This is a genomic window from Pseudobutyrivibrio xylanivorans (genome assembly GCF_008935055.1).
Classification (GTDB): domain Bacteria; phylum Bacillota; class Clostridia; order Lachnospirales; family Lachnospiraceae; genus Pseudobutyrivibrio; species Pseudobutyrivibrio xylanivorans_A.
This window is the reverse complement of record NZ_CP043028.1, coordinates 2,117,812-2,139,850: the sequence shown is the minus strand read 5'-3', so window position 1 is coordinate 2,139,850 and position 22,039 is coordinate 2,117,812. Positions and strand designations below refer to the sequence as shown.

Annotated in this window: 26 protein-coding genes; 3 read left to right on the top strand and 23 right to left on the bottom strand. The window is 38.4% G+C overall.

Features of this window, described 5'->3' with window-relative positions:
• Nucleotides 1-839 precede the first annotated feature (839 nt).
• Entirely contained in the window at nucleotides 840-2,138 is a 1,299-nt protein-coding gene (locus FXF36_RS09765; RefSeq protein ID WP_167511314.1) for an IS4 family transposase, read from the top strand.
• Nucleotides 2,139-2,691: 553 nt separating this feature from the next.
• On the opposite strand, the gene FXF36_RS09760 is transcribed toward FXF36_RS09765, so the two are convergent.
• The 5 genes from FXF36_RS09760 to FXF36_RS09740 form a co-directional block, all read right to left on the bottom strand.
• Nucleotides 2,692-3,036 carry a helix-turn-helix domain-containing protein gene (locus tag FXF36_RS09760; protein ID WP_151623605.1) on the bottom strand — a complete coding sequence of 115 codons (345 nt, stop codon included), beginning with the start codon at nucleotides 3,034-3,036 and terminating at the stop codon, nucleotides 2,692-2,694.
• Nucleotides 3,037-3,135: 99 nt separating this feature from the next.
• Nucleotides 3,136-4,278, bottom strand: coding sequence for a GGDEF domain-containing protein (locus FXF36_RS09755; RefSeq protein WP_151623603.1), 1,143 nt, complete (start codon nucleotides 4,276-4,278; stop codon nucleotides 3,136-3,138).
• A 76-nt stretch (nucleotides 4,279-4,354) separates the two neighbouring features.
• Nucleotides 4,355-5,917 carry an ABC-F family ATP-binding cassette domain-containing protein gene (locus FXF36_RS09750; RefSeq protein WP_151623601.1) on the bottom strand — a complete coding sequence of 521 codons (1,563 nt, stop codon included), beginning with the start codon at nucleotides 5,915-5,917 and terminating at the stop codon, nucleotides 4,355-4,357.
• Complete coding sequence (locus FXF36_RS09745) at nucleotides 5,914-6,894, bottom strand: tRNA dihydrouridine synthase (RefSeq protein ID WP_151623599.1); 981 nt, start codon at nucleotides 6,892-6,894, stop codon at nucleotides 5,914-5,916. Before FXF36_RS09745 ends, FXF36_RS09750 begins: the two co-directional genes overlap by 4 nt.
• A gap of 12 nt (nucleotides 6,895-6,906) precedes the next feature.
• Complete coding sequence (locus FXF36_RS09740) at nucleotides 6,907-7,599, bottom strand: DNA alkylation repair protein (protein WP_243143490.1); 693 nt, start codon at nucleotides 7,597-7,599, stop codon at nucleotides 6,907-6,909.
• Nucleotides 7,600-7,741: 142 nt separating this feature from the next.
• Between FXF36_RS09740 and FXF36_RS09735 the strand changes: the two genes are divergently transcribed.
• On the top strand, nucleotides 7,742-8,230 hold the full coding sequence (locus FXF36_RS09735) for a hypothetical protein (protein WP_151623595.1): 489 nt from the start codon (nucleotides 7,742-7,744) through the stop codon (nucleotides 8,228-8,230).
• Here FXF36_RS09735 and FXF36_RS09730 read toward each other — a convergent pair.
• From FXF36_RS09730 to FXF36_RS09705, 6 genes are all read right to left on the bottom strand, one after another.
• Nucleotides 8,202-9,731 (bottom strand): alanine/glycine:cation symporter family protein, encoded by a 1,530-nt coding sequence (locus FXF36_RS09730; RefSeq protein ID WP_151623592.1) that lies wholly within the window; start codon nucleotides 9,729-9,731, stop codon nucleotides 8,202-8,204. The two genes, FXF36_RS09735 and FXF36_RS09730, sit on opposite strands and share 29 nt — an antisense overlap.
• A gap of 214 nt (nucleotides 9,732-9,945) precedes the next feature.
• Nucleotides 9,946-10,440 carry an HAD family hydrolase gene (locus tag FXF36_RS09725; protein WP_243143489.1) on the bottom strand — a complete coding sequence of 165 codons (495 nt, stop codon included), beginning with the start codon at nucleotides 10,438-10,440 and terminating at the stop codon, nucleotides 9,946-9,948.
• The gene (locus FXF36_RS09720) at nucleotides 10,433-11,305 is read right to left on the bottom strand and encodes a ParB/RepB/Spo0J family partition protein (protein WP_151623588.1); all 873 of its coding nucleotides are present in this window, start codon (nucleotides 11,303-11,305) and stop codon (nucleotides 10,433-10,435) included. Before FXF36_RS09720 ends, FXF36_RS09725 begins: the two co-directional genes overlap by 8 nt.
• A gap of 143 nt (nucleotides 11,306-11,448) precedes the next feature.
• Complete coding sequence (locus FXF36_RS09715) at nucleotides 11,449-11,622, bottom strand: chorismate--pyruvate lyase (protein WP_151623586.1); 174 nt, start codon at nucleotides 11,620-11,622, stop codon at nucleotides 11,449-11,451.
• Between the two features lie 23 nt (nucleotides 11,623-11,645).
• Nucleotides 11,646-12,416, bottom strand: a complete 771-nt coding sequence (locus FXF36_RS09710) for a P-loop NTPase family protein (protein ID WP_167511353.1) — start codon at nucleotides 12,414-12,416, stop codon at nucleotides 11,646-11,648.
• A 35-nt stretch (nucleotides 12,417-12,451) separates the two neighbouring features.
• Nucleotides 12,452-13,306 carry an aldo/keto reductase gene (locus FXF36_RS09705; RefSeq protein WP_151623582.1) on the bottom strand — a complete coding sequence of 285 codons (855 nt, stop codon included), beginning with the start codon at nucleotides 13,304-13,306 and terminating at the stop codon, nucleotides 12,452-12,454.
• A gap of 154 nt (nucleotides 13,307-13,460) precedes the next feature.
• Here FXF36_RS09705 and FXF36_RS09700 point away from each other — a divergent pair, with 154 nt between their 5' ends.
• Nucleotides 13,461-14,318, top strand: a complete 858-nt coding sequence (locus FXF36_RS09700; protein WP_151623580.1) for a DUF4825 domain-containing protein — start codon at nucleotides 13,461-13,463, stop codon at nucleotides 14,316-14,318.
• 57 nt (nucleotides 14,319-14,375) lie between these two features.
• On the opposite strand, the gene FXF36_RS09695 is transcribed toward FXF36_RS09700, so the two are convergent.
• The 12 genes from FXF36_RS09695 to FXF36_RS09640 form a co-directional block, all read right to left on the bottom strand.
• Entirely contained in the window at nucleotides 14,376-15,299 is a 924-nt protein-coding gene (locus FXF36_RS09695; RefSeq protein ID WP_151623578.1) for a DMT family transporter, read from the bottom strand.
• The gene (locus FXF36_RS09690) at nucleotides 15,300-15,923 is read right to left on the bottom strand and encodes a sugar O-acetyltransferase (protein WP_151623576.1); all 624 of its coding nucleotides are present in this window, start codon (nucleotides 15,921-15,923) and stop codon (nucleotides 15,300-15,302) included. It lies immediately after the preceding gene.
• A 313-nt stretch (nucleotides 15,924-16,236) separates the two neighbouring features.
• Nucleotides 16,237-16,755 carry a P-loop NTPase family protein gene (locus FXF36_RS09685; RefSeq protein ID WP_151623574.1) on the bottom strand — a complete coding sequence of 173 codons (519 nt, stop codon included), beginning with the start codon at nucleotides 16,753-16,755 and terminating at the stop codon, nucleotides 16,237-16,239.
• An 8-nt stretch (nucleotides 16,756-16,763) separates the two neighbouring features.
• Nucleotides 16,764-17,231, bottom strand: a complete 468-nt coding sequence (locus FXF36_RS09680) for a GNAT family N-acetyltransferase (RefSeq protein ID WP_151623572.1) — start codon at nucleotides 17,229-17,231, stop codon at nucleotides 16,764-16,766.
• A gap of 30 nt (nucleotides 17,232-17,261) precedes the next feature.
• Nucleotides 17,262-17,789, bottom strand: a complete 528-nt coding sequence (locus FXF36_RS09675) for a DUF7010 family protein (protein ID WP_151623570.1) — start codon at nucleotides 17,787-17,789, stop codon at nucleotides 17,262-17,264.
• 97 nt (nucleotides 17,790-17,886) lie between these two features.
• On the bottom strand, nucleotides 17,887-18,375 hold the full coding sequence (locus tag FXF36_RS09670) for an NUDIX hydrolase (protein ID WP_151623568.1): 489 nt from the start codon (nucleotides 18,373-18,375) through the stop codon (nucleotides 17,887-17,889).
• 29 nt (nucleotides 18,376-18,404) lie between these two features.
• Entirely contained in the window at nucleotides 18,405-19,226 is an 822-nt protein-coding gene (pgeF, locus tag FXF36_RS09665) for a peptidoglycan editing factor PgeF (RefSeq protein ID WP_151623566.1), read from the bottom strand.
• Nucleotides 19,223-19,396 (bottom strand): GNAT family N-acetyltransferase, encoded by a 174-nt coding sequence (locus FXF36_RS16480; RefSeq protein WP_174819741.1) that lies wholly within the window; start codon nucleotides 19,394-19,396, stop codon nucleotides 19,223-19,225. Before FXF36_RS16480 ends, pgeF begins: the two co-directional genes overlap by 4 nt.
• 32 nt (nucleotides 19,397-19,428) lie before the next feature.
• Nucleotides 19,429-19,617 carry a hypothetical protein gene (locus tag FXF36_RS09655; RefSeq protein ID WP_151623564.1) on the bottom strand — a complete coding sequence of 63 codons (189 nt, stop codon included), beginning with the start codon at nucleotides 19,615-19,617 and terminating at the stop codon, nucleotides 19,429-19,431.
• Nucleotides 19,618-19,964: 347 nt separating this feature from the next.
• Nucleotides 19,965-20,381 (bottom strand): hypothetical protein, encoded by a 417-nt coding sequence (locus tag FXF36_RS09650; RefSeq protein WP_151623562.1) that lies wholly within the window; start codon nucleotides 20,379-20,381, stop codon nucleotides 19,965-19,967.
• Nucleotides 20,382-20,598: 217 nt separating this feature from the next.
• Nucleotides 20,599-21,069, bottom strand: a complete 471-nt coding sequence (tnpA, locus tag FXF36_RS09645; protein WP_151622340.1) for an IS200/IS605 family transposase — start codon at nucleotides 21,067-21,069, stop codon at nucleotides 20,599-20,601.
• Nucleotides 21,070-21,293: 224 nt separating this feature from the next.
• Nucleotides 21,294-22,019, bottom strand: a complete 726-nt coding sequence (locus FXF36_RS09640; RefSeq protein WP_151623560.1) for a MerR family transcriptional regulator — start codon at nucleotides 22,017-22,019, stop codon at nucleotides 21,294-21,296.
• Between the last annotated feature and the right edge of the window lie 20 nt (nucleotides 22,020-22,039).

Below are 22,039 nucleotides of genomic sequence, written 5' to 3'. Positions count from 1 at the left end.
TGAAAAAGAAACCAAAGTTATCCAAGAATATAAACAAAGACGTTGTACTTTGTGAAACCACTAATCGCATCGTCTCCAATCACACTGCAGACTTACTCTTAGAGCAATCCGTATCCTTTGTCCGCTCGAGACATCGCGTACCTTTATTCCGCCGCCACATCTATAACGGCGCCGACAAAGTCTACGTTATCTCCATCAATCGTACTCAGTACTCTTACGCACGCCGCGTCCTCGACCTCCTGGAAGAACGCGACTACAACCGACTCCTCCTGAACATAATCTAGTATGAATAACGTATATCCGGCGGCTCTCCACTATCCAGTGTGGGGCCACTATTATTGTGCCCACTCACCCCAGCCTGCCCCTGCCCCGCCAGCCCGCCACCACCATGCTCCGCCAGCCACCCGGGGTCCCAGTCCATTCTCATTGCACAGTCGCGAAATTGTGATTATCTAAAGCTACATTTCGCTTTCTTTATTTGTGGGTGTCCGTTTCATTCTTTGCACTTCTAACGCCACAGTATACACAACACAGACACTAATAAAATTTGTATTAAGCTTCTCTGCAGCAAACTTAGGAGTAATTGCGTGATTTTGGAATGAGCATAGTGGAATAAAAATGAGTTTTGCAATGTATATGCATGTGCCGCCATGGACGGCGGCAATGTCATTTAGATAAGAACTTTAGGTTCTAATCCTAAAATCTATATTTTAGATCTTCTTTAAATCAGAGGTGAAATACCCTCTGATTTTTTTTGCTTTTTTCAAAAAAACACTTGACAAGATAGTCAAAAAATGTCGCCGCCCTTGATAATAAAACTTTTTTATGGAGGTGCTATCATGTCATTTACTGTTGCAGAAATTCATCAAAACTTATTCTCGATTATTTCGTCCTTGCTTGATCGTCGGGATGAATTCCTAAAAAATCCATCCTCTGATTTTACCAGAAAAAAGAAAATCTCATTTGAACAAACTATATTATTTCCTATGATTGCTGGAGCTGATAATGTGGCTTCAGAATTATTAAATATGTTCGGTGAAGAAGATTTACCCCTGCCTTCTGCTATGATTCAACGTCGCAATCAGATTAAAAAAGAAGCTTTTCAGGAACTGTTTTCTCTTTTTACCCAAAGTATTCCTAAAGATAAAAATTTTCATGGATATCAGCTCGTTGCCTGTGATGGCACTCGACTTAATCTTCCTTATAATCCAACGGATTTTGATACTTTAGTTGATAATGTAAAAGGACGAAAAAGTTTTAATCAAATTCATTTAAATGCTCTTTATGACATCATGAATGACATTTTTCTTGATATTGAAATTCAAGGGATGAAAGGAATGAATGAAAGAGATGCTTTCTGTAAATTTTTAGATAAGTGCTCACTATCAGAACAAAAAAGGATCTTCATTGCAGATCGAGGTTATGCAACTTTTAATATTTTTGCGCATGCAATTAACAATAATCAACTATTTTTGATTCGCATTAAGGAAAATGATGCTCTCGCCCTTTGCTGTAAAGACAAGCATGTGGTTGAGGATTGTCTTTTTGACGGGAATTTTACTATAAATATCGGACGTATACGCCATGGAAAAAATTGTAAATATGAAAACTATCATTTAATAAGAAAAGAATACCGTTATGATTTTATCGAGTATGGCGAAGATAAAGTGGATTTATTAAGACTTCGTGTTTTAAAATTTCCTCTTTCGTCTGGGGTGTCTGAATATATCGTAACTAATCTTCCTAGGGATGTATTTTCATTAGACACAATAAAAGAACTTTATAACTTAAGATGGGGTGAAGAAACGGCCTTTCGGTACTTAAAATATGCGGGAAATATGGTTCATATTCATTCGTTAAAATCAGATTTCTTAATCCAGGAAATATATGGGAAATTGACGCTATATAATTTTTCATCATGTATCGCAAATTCCATAACAAAAAGAGAAAGTGCAAGCAACACTTATACATACAACTTCAATCACTCACAGATACAGAAGTTTGTACGTCTTTACATAATTGGAGTAGTGAAGGATTTAGAGAAATTAATAAACAGATTCTTAGTACCAGTCCGACCGGGACGTAAATTCAAAAGAATAATACGTCGCCAGTCAGCTGTACCGTTATCCTACCGATAACTCAAAACAATTAAATACCTTTCAGTAGGCAGTCTCCCCAGACTGTCTGTTTGCCTTTTTCAAAAATAATATTTTTGACCGTAAACCCGAGAACTGGCTGTATTATGTTTTGAATCATCATGATTTTTATGATACTAAATTTTTTGTATTTTTGCTATCTAAATGACATTGGGACGGCGGCACAAGTGCGACAGCAACACGATGTTGCATAAAGCACGGTGCATATACATACAAAACTCATTTTTTTCAATTCCACTTAGCGAATGTAGTATGAACGCAATTATCCTAAGCTTTGTGCAGAGAAGCTTATATAAACTACAATGTGTCTGTGTAGTGTAATACAGTGGCTTCGAAGTGCAAAATCAATAAAAGGACACCCACAGAAAGCTCAACTTGTAGCTTAAGAGAATCTACAATTTTGCTCCAATGATGCAATTGAGAATGGACTGGGGCCCCGGGTGGCTGGCGGAGCAGGGGCATCCAAGAACAAAAAGGGTACAAAAATAGCGGCCCCATGAGGTTATCAAGGGGCCGCCGGTACACGTTATTCATACTATTTCTTGTTCTTCAGGTTCTTTACGTAGGTTGTGAGTTCGTCCTTTGTTTTGGCGTTGAGCTTTTCCATCTTCTTAACGACGGCGTACTCTGCAGTGCCTTCGCTGGAGATTACGAAATCCACGCTGCCTGCGCCCTTTGATGGGATTGTATCCTGAAGTAAATCGAATGGTGAAACATCAAGTACGTCACAGATGGTCATAATTTTGTCAGCCGAAGGATTTGTCTTCTTGCGCTTCCAGTCGCTGATTGTGCTCTGCGCAATACCAGTTTTAGCCGAAAATTCAAGCTGTGTCATCCTCTTCTCTTCCATTAATTTGAAAAGTCTTTCGCTTATCAGCATAATTTCCCTCCCCACTACGCATATGCGATTATTGTATATACGTATTATACTCCAAGGGATTTTTACCCACAATAAGAATTCTGTAAATTTATAAAAATGTCACACAGTTTGCGAATGATGTATCTGCTTTTCCTTGTACATCTGCTTGTCTATGCTTTCTGCAAATTCCTTTGCTGACTTATACTTATTCGAATTATAAATGGCATAGCCAAAGCTTACATCTACACTGCGGTCCCAACCATGTCGCTTCCTCTGATTTTGAAGCTTTTCCCTTACATTATCCAGCCGTTCCTCAAGTTTGTCTATTCCTTCATTGTCAACGACTACACAAAATTCATCTCCACCAAATCTTCCAATGAATGCATTTCTTCCAAATGTATCCTGCAAAATTCCTGCGATAATTTTTATGGCTTTGTCACCTTCGTCGTGACCAAAATTGTCATTGATGGTCTTGAAATTATCCACGTCAAGCATTACTGCCACAAACTCCTTACCTGAGGTCTGGCAGATACGAACCTTCTCCTCAATCTTAATATCTATTGCACGTCTGTTTAAGACACCTGTCAGATAATCAATATTTACATCGCGACTTTGCAGGCAGAAGAACAGTACAAGACAACCTAAAGAAATGCCTGCATAGGTCAGCTCCAGATTTGCCAAGAATACCTGAAAAACTGCGCCTAAAAATGCAAATACTGGCAAGCACAAAATTACGTTCTTGTATTCACTCATAAAATCTTTACGGAAAACAATAGAATAGACCACAAGCAGTGTAATGAAAAGCATCATTGAAAGGGCTCTAATAAGGAAAAATGGTCCACGATAGTAGACACCATTTTCAAAATAGAAAAACCACCTCAAGTCAAAGACACTTGAGATTGTAACAAGCACGATATTCAAAAGCGCAAAAATGCGAAAAGCCTGACGAAAGGCAGCCCTTGTCCTGACATTTCCACTGTCCATCCAGCAGTCAACATAGCTCACTGCAAAGAGAATATCTGCCGGATCCAGCAAAAAGATTATAAAATAACCCACCTTAGCCAATATCAAATATTTGTCAGGATAAGTTTCGCCGACTCGACCTACGGCTTCAGATATCAGCAAAACAAGTGTACAAACCAGGATTGCAGAATATTTCTTGCCCTTCTGCAACCTGGATGTCTTGTTCTGAAAAATCAAAAGAAGAATCAGCAGTATCGATGTGAAAAAGCTAAGTACTATCCAACCAGGAACCTCAATCATCTATACTTACCTCTGTTCGTCGATTCTCCCCAATCGGCTATAGTATTATAGCACCATTTATTTACAAAATTGTGTCCTAGATTTTTAAGCTGCTTTGGCTGAAATCCCATACATCAGTAGCCAATCCTTCGTAGAACTCAGGCTCGTGGCAAACCATAAGGATACTTCCGTTGTACTCCTTAAGAGCGCGCTTTAATTCCTCCTTAGCCTCCACGTCAAGGTGGTTTGTAGGCTCGTCAAGAAGAAGAAGGTTTGTCTCACGGTTCAATAGCTTGCAGAGTCTGACCTTAGCCTGCTCTCCTCCGGAAAGAACACGGCATAGGCTTTCGATATGCTTTGTAGTAAGGCCACATTTTGCAAGAGCTGAACGAACCTCATTCTGATTGTAGGATGGGAACTCGTTCCAGATTTCCTCAATACAGGTTGTGGAAATATGCTGGTCCATCTCCTGCTCAAAATATCCAATTTCAAGGAATTCTCCCTGATAAACAGTTCCCTCGAGAGGTGGAATCAGACCCAAGATACTCTTTAAAAGTGTAGTCTTTCCAATTCCGTTGGCACCTACAAGTGCAATCTTCTGCTTACGCTGCATTTCAAGATTAAGAGGCTTTGTAAGTGGCTCGTTCTTGTCGTAGCCGATGACAAGATTCTTTGTAGAAAAAATTACTCGGCTAGGAGTTCTTGCTTCCTTGAAATAGAACTCTGGCTTTGGCTTTGCGCTGGCAAGCTCGATAACATCCATCTTATCCAGCTTCTTCTGACGTGACATTGCCATATTTCTAGTGGCCACATTCGCCTTGTTTCTGGCAACAAAATCCTTCAGTTCAGCAATTTCCTTCTGCTGTCTGTTGTAGGCCGCCTCAAGCTGGCTCTGCTTCATAGCGTAAACTTCCTGGAACTTATCGTAGTCGCCAACATAACGGTTCAACTGTCTGTTATCCATGTGGTAAATCAAATTGATAACGGAATTCAAGAATGGCACATCATGAGAAATCAGGATAAACGCATTCTCATAGTCGTTCAAATATCTCTTAAGCCACTCAATATGCTCGACATCAAGATAGTTGGTAGGCTCGTCCAAAAGGAGAATGTCAGGCTTCTCTAAAAGAAGCTTTGCCATAAGGACCTTGGTACGCTGTCCACCTGAGAGCTCAGTAACATCACGATCAAGTCCAAGCTCGAGGACACCAAGAGCTCTGGCAACCTCCTCAACCTTGGCATCAATCATATAGAAATCGTGCATGGTCAGCAAATCAGCAATTGTACCTGCCTCCTCCATGCGCTTTGTCATCTCATCATCGTCAGTCACATCACCAAGACTTGCATAGATATCGTTCATCTCCTGCTCCATATCGTAGAGGAAATCAAATGCGCTGTGTAAAACTGAGCCGATAGTCATGCCCTTCTCAAGAACAGTGTGCTGATCCAAATATCCAACGCGTACCTTCTTGCTCCACTCAACCTTACCCTCGTCAGGCTGAAGCTTTCCTGTGATGATGTTCATAAATGTGGATTTTCCTTCGCCATTGGCTCCCACAAGTCCGATGTGCTCGCCCTTTAAAAGTCTGAAGGAAACATCTTCGAAAATCGCTCTATCTCCAAATCCATGTGACAAATGCTCAACATTCAAAATGCTCATAAATTGCTAAACTCCATTTCTATAACACTTTTATAATCCGCGATGCGGTTTGCTTTTCTAATTTTCTTTACTGATTTCTCTGAATCTGGGAAAAGATTCTGCCAGTAAACCCAGAATTCCTTCATGCGGTGAAGCACAGGCTTTTCTCCTGAGAGAATTTCGATGTACTGTTCCAACAAATCATTATTAAAGCTGTGGAACTTGTCGTAGTCAAATTTCTGAATCTCAAAATCCTCACGCGCAGCATCATATTCCAAAGCCAGCTGAGGGTTTGCTATAAGACCTCGTCCAAGCATTATCGCATTTACGTTATTATATTTCTCTGCGATTGCTTCTATGTCAGACACGGTCTTTATCTCTCCATTAAAAACAAGTGGTGCCCTACTATGCTCTACTGCGTAATCAAAAAACTCGTATCTAACAGGCTCCCTGTAAAAATCAGCCTGAATCCTTGGATGAACCGTCAGTTCTGAGATTGGATATTTATTGTAAATATCAAGAATATCGTAGAACTCCTCAGGGTCGTTTTTGCCAATTCTTGTCTTTACGGAAATCTGAGGCACCAATGCACCCTTATCTGCGCATACTGACTCAAGACCATCAAAAATCTCATAAAGAATCCTGTCCAAATCCTCAGGATAATAAATCAATCCTGAGCCCTTTTTCTTTGCAACCACAGTTCCTGAAGGGCATCCCAAATTAAAATTGATTTCATTAAAACCAAGTGCTGCAATCTCACCTACTGCCCACAGGAAGTGCTCAGCATTATTTGTAAGAAGCTGAGGTACTGTGTAGCTCACATCATTCTTTTCAGGATTAATATCCTTGAACTCTCTGGTGGTGAAACTTTTAGTAGAATTTGGCGATAAGAAGGGAGTGAACACCTTGGTCACTCCCCCGTAATAATCCATAAATGTGTTTCGGTAAATACTGTCTGTCACCCCTTCAAGTGGGGCCAAATAAATATTTTTCTTCATAAATCTATTTCGTTACTTTATTTTGAAGGACTTCAAATACTCCTTTTGTTCTGGTGAAATACGATAGCTTTCCACAGATTTTTGAATTGCCTTGTTATTTGTCCACTTTTCCAAACGATGTTCCACAATATAAGGCACCGTTGCATCCCACTGCTTTGCAAGAGCAGTGGCAAAATACCAGGCAATCATCATGTTTATGTAGTACTCGTCAGATTTAACTGACGCAACCATCTCATGATACTTGGGATTAAAGTCCTCGTCAAGGAAATGCTGCATCAACATCCCGATTCCAAATCTAATTGTGTAGGTTTCACTGGAATCAACCCAGCCAGATATCTCTTTCAGAAGCTCCTCTTTGTGCTTCTTAAACACTTTTGGTGACATCTGATCACAGGTAGCCCAATTGTCCACATAAGGTAGGAACTTGTTAACTTCAACTATACAACTGTCATAATCCTTAATCTCAGAAATAATAAAAGCATGCAGCTGATTTTCATCAAAATACTTATGTGGAAGGATGTCCAAAAAAACTTCGATATCCGTCTGTTTTGCCAGCTTCTTCGCATATTTTCTAAGTTCAGGCGTCCTCACACCAATCACCGAATCTGTATCAATCCCCGGAATCAGCTTGCTCTGAAAATCTCTGTATTTAATATCCTGAAGTTTAAACAATTCTTCCCTTATTTCATCTGCCTGTACGCTCAATTTTTGTCCCTCCCAATGAATTGGTATCCACATATCCAGCTACAAGCTGATACATAGTTATTCTATCATTAATTTATTTCAAAAGCGTTGTTTCACATAAGTTTCATCATTTACCTCAAGACTAGAATGCTATAATTAGGCTATGAGTAAAGAATTTAATGAAGCCCTGGGAAACTTCATAACTGATTTTGCTGGCGGCGGTGCTGTGCGCCATCTCGCTGACAGCGGATTGTCTGTGTCAGAAATAGTTTCCAGGCTGGACTATCCTCTTCCAAAGGAAAAGGTTGCTTCAATGGTCTGGGAACACTACGTGAACACGGGGGTAATCTGCCTTTCTGAGCCAAAATCCACCGTAGAAAAGATTTCCTATGTAAAGGAGCAGGACTCCTTTGGTAAGACCAGCATGCGACGTGTAGTAGAAATAATTGATATATCAGATGTGAAATATGTAAAGCTTGATTTTGGTAAGCGCATTTACCAAAACAAGGCTGAATTTGAAAAATCTCTAGCAGAACTATCTGCTAGAGATCGTGATTACATCCTTGACATGCCTTGGCCACTTACTGATGTTTACCATATTCTTGATGAAAGAATGAAGAGGATTAAGCGCTCTCTTCCTGAGCTTTGCTGAGCGCTTCCTTTTCCTTAAGCTCCTGCTCGTGAAGTGCCTGAATGTCCTCAAGCGCAGAAAGCATAGGCTTAACATCCCTGCCTAAAATCTTTCTTTCTACATAGTTATGAGTGATTTTCATAACTGTTCCGCTTAGAGCAATTACACCGATAAGGTTAGGAATTGCCATCATACCGTTTAAGGTATCTGAAATATCCCATGCCAAAGTCAAATCCATTGTTGCTCCAACAACAATAAAGGCAACGAAAATAATCTGGTAGAATTTCACCTTTCCACGTCCGAAAAGATATTCAAATGCCTTGGAGCCGTACTGACTCCATCCGAGAGTTGTAGAAAAGGCAAAGAGCAATATCGCAATTGCGATAAACGCATATCCGAATCTTCCGAACACTGTAGAGAAAGCCTCTGCAACAAGTGCTGTTGATACCTGCTCAGAAATAACCTCTCCTGTTTCCAAATCAACAATACCACTTGATAAAACCGTAAATGCGGTAATTGAGCAAACAATGATTGTGTCAGCAAACACCTCAAAGATTCCCCACATACCCTGAATAACAGGCTCTCTTACATTTGAGCTTGAGTGAACCATTACAGATGAACCTAGACCAGCCTCATTGGAGAAAACGCCTCGCTTCATTCCCCACTGAACTGCCATTGCAACACCGCTACCAACGATTCCGCCGCCAACTGCGCGCATACCAAAGGCGCCCTTGATAATCGATGTAAATACTGCGCCAGCCTGATCAATATGAACAATACAAACGATAAGTGCGCAAATCAAATAGATAACTGCCATAAATGGCACAAGCTTTTCTGTAACTGATGCAATTCTCTTTAAGCCACCCACAATTACCAGACCGCCAAGAATCATCAGAAATACGCCTGTGAAAATCGCTGGGATTCCAAATGCAGACTTTACATTAACAGCAATGGAATTCACCTGTCCCATGTTTCCAATACCAAAGGAAGCAATGACACAGAAAATACTAAAGAGAGAAGCCAGCGCCGCGCCTGTATGTCTGAAACCTTTCTTGGAACCAAGACCATCTCTCAGATAGTACATAGCGCCACCGCACCACTCATTTTTTTCATTTCTTCTACGATAATAGATTCCAAGAACATTCTCGGAAAAGTTTGTCATCATTCCGAAGAAAGCTACGATCCACATCCAGAAAATTGCGCCTGGACCACCTGATGCAATAGCTGCTGCAACACCTGCGATGTTACCTGTTCCGATTGTTGCTGCAAGTGCTGTACAAAGACTCTGGAACTGAGAAATCTGAGTATCCTCTTTATCAGTGTGAGCTGTAACATGTGAGTCCTTGAAAATACCACCGATGGTATTTGATATCCAGTGCTTGATGTGAGTTATCTGGAAAAATTTAGTGAGGAATGTCATTAAAATACCTGTGCCAACGAGAAGAATGAGCATTGGCAGACCCCAAACAAATCCATTAACTGCATTGTTTATGTTTTCAACTGTAGATAAAAACTTTTCCATAGATGTCCCCTTTTTCTACTCAGAACCTAAATATTAACCTTTGTCTTTCCGCCTAAGAATGTAGGAAGTGGATCAATAACATTAGTCTCCCTATTTTTTATTTGCCATACGCGATACAAAGACATTTGTCTGCCTATGCAAGACACTTATGGGTAATATTTTACCGCTTTACTCTAATAAAGTAAAGCGGTATTTTTTCTAATTTCTATTATTCTTATTTACGCTTCTGCAACCGTTCTCTTATCTCTCCTGCGTACTTAATTATCTTTTCCTTCCACTCAGGATCTTCCTCCTCCAGACGATAAGCGTAATATCCATATTGCTTAGCCTGCTGGCATATTACCTTCTCATCATCAACGTGAAGACTTATGTGATAGTAGGTAGGCATTTTCTGTGGCAATAAATTCTTGCTGTCTCTTTGCACCTCCGCTAAATGCCTTGTAGCATTAATAATTCCATCAAATCGTACCCCGTACAATCTAAAAAGAGTCTTGATATAATGCACAGTTCTGAATGACGAAGTGTAAACCCAAACCTCGTAACCCTGCCTTTGCAACTCATTTATAAGGTCTGGTGTACCTAATCTCAGTCTCTCCTTAAATATTAAATTAAATGGAAAAATTGGTGATTTCTCCGTCTTGTGAGTCTGAGGATATACGAATAATACCTCATCAAGATCGAAGGACACCCTCATTTTGTCGCTAGTCATCTTTTGCATTTTCTTCCATTTCCCCTATTATGTTCTTGATTGTAGTGGACCAATTTGAATCCTCCAAATCAAATACTTTTGAAACCTTTGCAGCTCTATCCACCCAATACAATTTGTCATTATAAATATGTAGCGTGAGCGTGTATTTATTATTGAACATATCATCAATACTCTTAGCCACTGCTGGATTAAACTCTGGTATTCTCTTAAAACCAGTAATAATACCCGTGATTTCTGCATGATAAAGCTTAAACAGATTTTTCATATATTCAAGAGAATGCAAACGATCTGTAAAAAGCCATATATCATAGCCTGCACTAATAAAAAAGTGAAACAGCGCAGGAATACCCTTTCGGATTCTCTCGGAATAAATCCTATTGAGTGGAAACATTAATTCATTTTCCATTTCACCGGATTCCCTAAAAATCACCTGATCAAAATCAATAAGAACTCTCTTATTATGATTTGATGCCTTCAGCAATCGCTCCAAATCCTCCTGGCTGGTCAGATTCACAAGCTTTATAGGCACATATTTCCTGCCCAGCTTATAATAAGCAGCCCACCTATGATGACCATTTAGAATCTTGTACCCCTCCGGATGAATCTTCTCAACTATGATTGATTCACGAGCTGGATCAGTTTTCAAGAAGGTTCCGTCATTTCCAATTCGGTAAATATAATCGGAAATCTTGGAATAATTTGGTCCCACATTTGGCTTACAAAACTCATCATCTGGATTAGGATGCACTTTTGTAATTCGCGCCCGCCTAATTATGGCACGCTCTAACAGATTGGCCTTCACAGGGAAGGACAATCTATTATAGTTCTTCACTTCTTCTGCTAGAATTTTCTCAAAATCAGCCATTTATTTTTCCCTTATATAATTAGTAGTTATTTTTCTGCTCCCTATTTCTATTTTCCATTTCTCTTAAGATTAAAGCAAGTACAAATGTAAAAAAATTTGAGAGCCAAAGAAATGAATCTTTGGCTCTCGGTATCATTGCTTTGTTATCCTACAATGGTATACTGCATTAATTCATATTTAAGACTTGTGCCTTCTTCAATATCTGAAGGAAGAAGTGCTCTTGCCACAAGCTTAAGCTCGTCTGATTCAATATCTGTTCTTTTAAGATTTGCATAGTCTCCATCTATGCTTACAACTGTGTAATACCATGTTTCCATTTTATTATCTCCTTCACATACATTTAAAAACATATAGAGTAGTTTTTTGACCTAAGAATAATACTTCTATCTTTGAATAGCTCTTCGCATATACGAAGTTCCAGTTCCTGCCTATGCTTAAAATGCTTAAGCAAAGCATCATAACCCTTCACGTTTTTTTCAAGTGCATAAGGTGAATTGTCGAAGTATCCCATCATAAGTGGAAACCACATTTCGTTCCCCTGATCATCGGATCTTTCTTTTCTTATGACATCAATATTTGCTTTAATATCATCAGACGCAAGATACATTATCACACCTGGCTTATCAGCAATAACTTCTTTTATCTGCTTATAAAAATCCATAATTTCCTCATCGCTACATTTTTGAAAGAGAATCATATCTTCAATAATATTTTGAAAGATTGAGCATTCAAAGATATTGTTATCTCCGTCCCATTTTTTTAATCTTTCAAGAATGACCTCTTTAAATGTTTCAGGTGACAAATTACCGTTGTATATTTCATATTTCTCTAGGTCTTTGTGGAATCCCGGAATATCCGTAAGAATCTTGGTGTAGCAGATAATCATACGGTCGCCTTCTGCGAAAGATTTCTTTTCTATCTCTTCACGAATATCCTTATACTTTTCAAGAATATCACCATATGTTTTCTTATCCACATAAGCACACCAAGCCAATTCCACCGGAGAATAATCTCCCTCGTGTATAGCAGTATAATTTGGATGCTTTTCTGAAAGTTTTTTTACAAGTGTGCTCTTACCACTGCCCTGCAGTCCTTCTACAAAGTAGTTCACTATAATCCCCCTCATTATGTCTCTTATATTTTCTTCTACTTATCATCTGGTCCGTGGCCACTGTTTCCATAAGGTTCTATTGCATCAATTGTTCTCATGTCCTCAGCATTGAGTTCAAAATCAAATACCTTAGAATTCTCTATTATTCGTGAAGGTGTAGTAGATTTTGGAAGTGGAACAATATCATGCTGTATCTCCCAGCGCAATATAATCTGAGCGACAGTCTTATTATACTTAGCTGCCAATTTTTCCATCGTAGGATGATTCAGTGACTTTCCTCGTCCCAGTGGACTCCATGCCTCCACCAAAATACCTTTTTCCTGACAATAGTCCACGGTTTCCTTTTGAAGAAATCCAGGATTAATTTCTATCTGATTTACAGCAGGCATTACCTCCATATCAATAATGGTGTCAAGATGATGTGTCAGGAAATTTGACACACCTATAGCCTTAACCCTGCCAGACTTATAGATTTCCATCATGGCCTTCCATGTAGCACGATTAGTATTCTCCCAGTCATCATCAAAAGCATAGGAAGCAGGCCAATGAACAAGATACAAATCCAGATAATCTAATTCGATTTCTTCCATTGTCTTTTCAAAAGCCTTTAATGTCTTCTCATATCCAAGCTCTGTCTTCCAGGCCTTGCTGGTAACAAAAATATCTTCACGCTTTAGGCCATGAGAATTTATATAATCATTTATCGCCTTTCCCACTGGTTTCTCATTCTCATAAAATGCAGCCGTATCGATATGACGATATCCTGCATCAAGAGCTGATATTACTGAATTATACGCCTCATCTGCATCCTTGATTTTGTATGTTCCGTAACCTAAGCAAGGAATGGCCGTGTTGTTATTAAGCTTTATTCTGCTATCTAAACTGTTCATAAAAACCCCTTTCTCTAATACCTCTAGGTGTACCACAAATTAGTATACTAAATCCTTACTTTGTTGCATAGCAAAGGCATTTAATTTGCTATTATCCATTTAGACATATATAATAATTTGAGTATAAAATTTTACGGGGAGGCAAACAATTAAAATGAACAAAAAATTACTTACTTGCATGATGCTAGCACTAGCATTGACAGCCTGTGGTAAGGCAGAAGCACCTGCAACTACATCCACTGAGGAAACAGCTGAGCCTGAAGTCACTGAGACAGCTGAAACCACTGTAGACCTGGAACAATTCAGAACCGATTTTATTGGTGACAATTCAAATGTGGTTGGTATTGCTTCAAACCAAAAGTACCCAGAAGGATACAGCTATGATAGTGTTGAGCTTCAAACAACAGATTATCCTTATGAACTAAAAGTATTTTTGAAAAAGGATGATAGCGTTAAGCCACTTTATAACGAGTTGGATGAGAACGCAAACCAGGCTTTTGATCTAATCGGAAACATGGATATGCTCACGTATATGCTTGGGGATGACTACATCGTTGCCCAGTACACAAAGGATGAAAGTGGTCAAGTACAACCTTCACCTTACAACTATAGTTCAGTTATTGATAGAATAGTTGAGCAGTATGCAGATGAAAATAAGGAGCCGCTTGATTGGAGCAGCACTGCTGAACTTAAAGAAAATGCTGATGCCATAATTAAAATGGCAGAGGATTCTACAGGAAGATACAAAGTATATGGTGTCATAAGCAAAGAAGAAGGTACCTACGGCCTGATTTTAAATGACAATCTGTATAGTGACGACAACAATATGAATCACGCTTATGTGCGTTGGTATCACTCTGAGGACCCTTCCATCACACCATCTCTTGAATGGAAAGGTGAAACTCTTTACCTAAACTATCAGGAACCAGATGGAGACAGCTACAAGGATGTGACAGCAGAAGTTCTCTGCGGATTTGAAACAGGTACCATGGACCTTATGTTTGAAGAATAACTGAATATATATAAAAGCCTACTTCCTCAAGTATTTGAGGAGTAGGCTTTTTTGTTGCTAATTATTTACTCTATTTACAATATAAATTCCAAGGCTTACAAGTACAAGCGCCACCAGATACTGAGCTGTAATTGTCTTCCACTCTGACAAAAGTATAGCTGAAAGCAATGCACCAAAAATCGGATTCGTAAATCCGTATATTGTAACTGACGATACTGGATTGTACTTTAAAAGCATGCCCCAAATTGAATATGCTACAGATGAAATCAACGCCATGTAAATGATAAGTGGAATGCCTGCAAGTGATGTCATGTAAAGCCTTCCACCTGCCAAAAATCCAACCAGCATCATAACAATTCCTCCTATGATGAACTGATAACCGCTTAAGGTTACTGGATTTTCTTTGATGGAATACTCCTTGATAAGCACTGATGAGATGGCATAGGACACCGATGCCACAAGGATGAATCCTTCGCCATTGATTGCAAAGCCCTCACCTATGCTCCCACCAGCAAGGCTTACTATTATTACTCCCACAGCACCAAGCACGCAGCCTACCACCTTGTTAGTAGTTAATCGCTCCTGCTTTCGTACAAGACAAGCTAGAAGGATTGCGAAGAAGGTGCTCATACCATTGATAATAGATGACTTCACACCTGATGCATGAGCCAGGCCCATGTAAAAAAAGAAATACTGTAGAATGGTCTGGAACAGACTGAGTGTACATACCATGCGCCATGATTCCTTCTTTGGATACAAAACCTTTTTCTGAAGAAGACTGCCAAAAATAATAGCAAGTATTCCCGCTAGAAAAAATCTGATTCCGGCAAAAAGAATCTGTGACATGCTATCGCTGGCATCGATTTCAAAAAGCCTGTAACCAATTTTTATACTTGGAAAGGCACTGCCCCAAAGCAGGCAACAAACAATTGCCAAGAGGCATACCACTATTTTGTTTTTAAGTAGGTTCTTATTTTCCATTTACTTCTCTTCTGGGATATAGTCGGCTACATCAAACTTTCTATCTTTATAATAAAAATCCCTGTCAGCTTCTGTGATTTTCCTAACCACCTTACAAGGGTTCCCAACTGCAATAACATTATCTGGAAGATCTTTGTTTACAACACTTCCACCACCAATAACCACGTTATTTCCTATGGTCACACCTGGCATGATGCAGGTATTTCCTCCAATCCAAACATTATCGCCTATAGTGACATCTATACCATATTCATAACCTGAATTTCTAGAGTCTGGATGAATTGGATGGCCTGCCGTATATATGGCTACATTTGGCGCTATCTGAGCGTTATCCCCAATTTTGACTTTTCCCACATCAAGGACCACCAGGTTGTAATTGGCAAAGAAGTTTTCTCCAACCTCGATATTGTAGCCATAGTCGCAGTGAAAAGGAGCTTCTACATTTATGCATTCTCCTGTCTTGCCCAGAATTTCTTTTATAAGCTTATCCCTTTCACCCTGCTTATCAGGCTCCATGTTGTTGTACTTATATATCTTCTTTTTATTTTCCATGCGATCTTCACTAAGGCCATCAAGCCATGCCTTATATGGAAGATTCGCAAGCATTCTTTCTTTTTGGTTCATATTTTCCCCTGTTCATAAATAATACAGTGTTTCTGTTAGTTTTTCTCAAAAACACTGTATGAAAAATTTTTTGAAATCAATATCATACAGTGTTTTTCATAAAAATTGAAATAACACTGTATAAGTCCTCATAATTGTATTAAACCACTGTTCAAATAGACAACACATTCTACTAATAGTGAATTACTCAAAGAAGCTTTACAGTTATTTTGGAAAAAAACCTAAAAACACTGTATGGTCTTTATTTTCAAATTCAAAACATACAGTGTTATTTCAAAAAATCTCAAAAAAAACTGTAAGTTGACTGTATAAATCATAACAAGCTCTTAATTACCTGCTCATAATCCCCATCAATCAAGATTACTTTCTCCCCAGCGTTCTGATATTCCGAAATCACTTGTCTATTATCAGCTTTTAGTCTTTCAACCGTGCAATCACTATCATCTAGCCTAGTCTCAATATCTAATGCATGATTCAATATCTCATCAAAATGAGAATCAATGTACTCATCTGTCATGGCTAAGCAGATAAATGCAATCTCCTGTAAATACTGCTCATCAAAATCCTTTCTCCAATCAAAAGGAACATAACATCCTTCAATGATTAGATTCTGCTGGTTCTCTATGGCAGTCTTAATCATCTCCCTGACAATAGGCCATAGATATCCTACAAGCTGTTCATCATCCTCTGGTGTTAGCTCTGTGTTCCCGCTTCTAATCAATCCCATTTTCAAATGGTCGATTGATACATAGGGATATTTATATTTTTCCAGCATCCTCTGTGACAAAACAGTTTTTCCCACATGAGATGCACCTGTAATTATTATAACCATTAATACTCCTAACGCTTTATAAAAAGCTGCATGTCATATTCGTCAGTACCATTTTCTACAAATCCAATTGATTTCCAAAATCTGATGGAATCTTCTTTTTCACTATTGATTTCATAGTATGAAGCACCATCTGCTTTAGTATATTTTTCAAGTGCCTCAAAGCATTTATGGCCCATACCATTTCCTCTATGTTCTGGGAATACCCAAAAATCCATTACAAAACACTTACCATCTTCACTCTGATAAGTATTATACTGGGCAGCTCCAATTCGATTCTTATCTTCTTTGAAATATACCATATGATGTTTATCGCATTTACGAATCATATGCTCTTTGATAATATCTCTATATTCATCTCCTGAGAAATATTCTATATCCTCTGGATCGTCTATAATTCCATCATCCACTAAATACTTTAAATGGATGGACCAGAATTCGTTTATATTTTCTACTGGAATTTCTTCGATTAATATCATTATATTACCCTTTTCTATATTGAATAAGTCTTATAATTTCTTAACTTCATAAACTAAAATCAATAGAAATATCACTTCACATAAGCATACTGATAATGCTACTACTGTAGAGGTAAAAAGCACACCAAGTATCAGTGAAATCACTGGTATAGCCACTGCAAAAATAATATATGCCTTAGAAATATACAGCCATGAATATGGTAGTAAATGTGCGCCAAAAACCATTGCAAATACCATAACCATTTTTTCTGGAACAGCGCTAAATACCCACATAACAATTAAGATATATAGCATTTGATTCATTGTAAACAATAACCCCGCATTGCTAAGTGGATTCTTTTTTGAAAACAAATCCACCTTGACTATTTTTCCAAATATTATGGCTAGCGGCATCAATGGGCACGAACAACAAAATACTAAAATATTCATAGATTTAATAGGAATCTGAAGTATAGTAACTATCGCAATCAGTCCCCAAAGAATAATAGATGCTGCTATAAAAGGAATTCCCTTTTTCTGTTCTTTTGCAATATCAAGTCTTAATTCATCAAGTGTCATTTTTTCCTTCAAGTCCCCTATAACTCTTTTTTTCTAGCTCTGGCTGAAAGGTATAGCGCCAACCTTTAAGCTTTTCACAATACTCTCATAAATTCTTTTATTCTATTTCATCCAATGCCTTTAAAGCTTCATACTCTCTGCGGTAAAGTCCATAAAGCTCAATCGCAGTATGATGATACTTCTCATACTCTCCAAAAATCTGCTTAGCCTCATCTATAGGAAGCCACACATGCTTATAGTTTGCATTCTTTTCAGCCTCTGTAAGATTAAGTACTCCTATATCTTCTACAAACTCACAGGTAAAGTAGTGATTAAAATGCTGCCATACATCGAATAATTCTTCTATTTCCAGGTAATATTCTGTTGGCCTTACCACAATACCGGTTTCTTCAAGAAGCTCACGTGCACAGCATTCCTCTAAAGACTCATCCCCCTCTACGCCTCCACCTGGAAGCATATAGTTATCATATTTCTCTACATAACTTAAAAGAATTTTACCATCCCTTATGACAATGCCTCTGCAGGCATGTCTCATTATATCCACATGACCTTGATAGTCCTCATTGATTAGTTTTAACTTCTTCATGTGTCCTATTCTCCTGTTACTTTATAAATTTACAGCGAAATAAACGCTGCCTGTCCTCCGCGATTAGCTCCCATCACTCTATGTGAGAAGAATAAATCAGGATGACATCTGGTGCAATAATCGGTAACTTCTATGTGTGCCTCTAGAACACCTGCCTCTATAAGTGCGATTTTGCATGCTGCCCATAAATCAAGCATATATTTATTATTGTCTGTTGGATTAAATAAAGACTTACTAAGGATTTTAGATTTTTGCTCTTCTCCAAACGCTTCAATACACGCCTCTGCCACATCAGCACTAACTTCATAACAGTTTTTGCAGATGCTTGGTCCGATTCCACACAAGATATCCTCTGGATTTGAATCAAAAGCTTCTGTCATTTTTTCTACAGTGACTTTGCCAATTTTTCCAACGGTTCCTTTCCAGCCCGAATGTGAAAGGCCAACTACCCGCTTTACTGGGTCGTAGAAAAACAGTGGCACACAATCAGCATGAGCTGTGACTAGTGGCATGTCCTTAACATTTGTGACGATTCCATCCACGTCCTTATAGGGAAGAGGTTTTGTGATTCCATTTCCTGCATCCTTTTCATCTACTACAATTACATTTGCTGTATGAGTCTGCATTGAAAAGCACATGCTATCATAATTCATATCAAGTGCTTTGCACATTATCTTATAATTCTCATGTATATTATCAACATTATCTTCACTGTTAGTGCGCAAGTTCAGAGATTCAAATACACCTTTGCTTACCCCTCCAAGTCTGGTTGAAAAAGCATGCTTCACTCCAGCATTTTTAAGTGAATCAAATGTCATGTAAGTAACACCATTTTTTTCTTCTTTATTCATAACATTTCCTCTATGTTCAGGGAATACCCAAAAATCCAGTTATTAGCACCATGTATGTCCTCTGCAGCTTTTATAGCAGCACTGGCATAACCCTTATTTCTATATTCTGACATAATCCAAATAGTTTGCATATCGGATTTATTTGCCTTTATCAATGAAACATCTGCCATAGTTTCCCCCTATAACTCTATCCAATACCTCTCTAAATTAACCTTCTCATTTGGCTCGAAGACTGTTGATTCATAGACTCCACCTGCTCTATCCAGTCCTGTGAATTTTCAAATCTTCTAAGACCACCACAGCCATCCACGGAATCTCCAGATTCTAGGAAGGCCTGTCTGTATTCTTGTATTTCCTTTGCATATTCCATTGTTGGTTCAATTAGTTTCATAATAAACCTCCCGTAGATATAGGATTATATATAAACAAAAACTCCCTATTTTACAGTGTTTTTGTTAAATTTCAAGAAAACACTGTAGAAATATTTTTTCCAGATTCTACATATACAGTGTTTTTTTGTAAAAACCCAAATAACACTGTATTACATTGCTTGGCTACATTATTCAGCATCTTAAATATGCCACATATATAATTTATAGAGTATAATAATAAATTCTACTACAGTTTTATTTTCAAAAAACTCAAAAACACTGTAGTAATTCTAAATAAGAAAATTTTCTATACCAAAACATACAGTGTTATTTAAGAAAATTCTAAAAAAAACTGTATCTTTGTCTTCTACCATCTCTTTTCAAAAGCAATTCTTGCATCAGCGATAAATCCAACTATTGTCACAATGGACATGACACATTTTTCAAACATGGTTCCAAGGAACTGCTCAATAATCCCAAAGAACGACAATGGTAATGTAACAATCAGGAAAACTGATATCACGATTCCCCAAAACTTATTAAATTTGATTGGGATAATCTGACTTGCTATTATCGTAATTACGATACTTACAAGAATGATTATAATTGATGAAAAAGAGGTCTGTTTAGCAGCTTCAAATGATTCCGAACGACCTCCATTTATCCAAAGATAAGGTAGCACCCCTGTGATTACCAGCACATGAACAAGTATAGTAAGCAGTCCTATTGCAACTGATATGAAACCAGCCGTCTTTAAGCTGGATTTTCTAATCCACTCCAACATCTTATTCTTCTCCCTAGTATAAATTATTATTCTACTATATATGTTTTCTGGGCAAAAAAATAGCCTAAAACCAATATTTTCCTAATCAAAACCACCGGCTTAGCCGGTGGTTTGTTCTAGCCCTATAAGGGCTTGTTACCGGCACTGGAGTCTAAAGACTCATCGAAAGGTTCGCCAGCCGCAACATCATTTACCTACCGAGCCCCTTGGGCTCTACTTATCTGTTTTTGACTACTGGCTCACCCGTGAACGGGTCAATATACTCTTTGAGTGTCATTTGATCGTACTCTAAGTCTTCTTTTAATTGATTCCTTATGTACTCTTCAATTTTCTTTGCATTCTTGCCTACCGTATCTACATAATATCCTCGGCACCAAAAATGTCTATTCCCATACTTGTACTTTAAATTTGCATGTTTCTCGAATATCATAAGTGTACTTTTACCTTTAAGATATCCTACAAAACTCGATACACTCATGCTAGGTGGTATTCTAACTAACATATGTACATGATCTGGGCATATTTCTGCTTCAATTATCTCTACACCTTTTCTTTTACATAAAGTACTGAGAATATTTGCTATATCAGCCTTTAGCTGACCATAAGCAACCTTTCTTCTGTACTTTGGTGCAAAAACTATGTGATACTTACACTCCCACTTTGTGTGTGATAAACTATTCATGTCCATTGGGGACTGCCTCCTTTGCTTTTTACTTGGCTGACGAACCATAGTAATTCTAGCATTGGAGGTATTTTTCTGTAAGCTTAAGCAACATCCCACCACCTGCATAGCAGGTGGATTTTATCTTTTTTCAAAATCGTCACTCCAATAAAATGTCCAACTTAATGATTTGAAAAAAGAGGGCCTTGCCCTACATAAAAAATGGAGCCACCTATGTGGCTCCATGAATCTTACTTACAATATGCTTTTATGGCTTCGAAAGCGAAGGCTCCTGTGCCTGCTCCGCCAGCCTTATCAATGTTTTCTGTAAACTCTCCTCCGCTGGCGTATGCCTGCCCAAGTCCAAGAAGAATCTTGTTATCACACATATAGAAGTGCTCAGAAATGTAATTCTGAATCTCCTTAACAATACTCTGTGCTGCGGCTGAATCTGGCGAATCATTTTTTACCTCTCCAAGCTTTGCAAACAGCTGCATGAAATCTGACCAAAGCTGCTTCTCATCTTCCTTTGTTCTGCCAGCAGACTTCTTCTCAAAATCCTTATAAGCTGCTGTATTGCCCCACTCTTCCTTTGCTTTCTTTGCATATTCCTCAATTTTACTATTATCAAATACTGAAAAGTCCATTTTCCTTCCTCCTGTTGTTTTGATTTCACGGGCGAAAGCTATCAGGTTTTCCAAGTGCTCCTTCTTTAAGGTCAAAAGCTCTATCTGTTGGTCTAGTGCTTTTTCCCTGTCAAAGTCAGGATTATCCACTATATCCTTAATCTCTTTCAGTGGAAACTCCAGCTCTCTGAACAATAAAATCTGCTGCAATCTCTCCATCGCTGTATCGTCATACAGTCTATAACCAGATTCTGTATACTCTGCCGGCTTCAAAAGACCAATCTGATCATAGTATTGCAGGGTGCGTATACTCACTCCCGCTATTTTGCTAACTTCATTTACTGTCATCATTGCTGTCTGTCCCTCCGTGT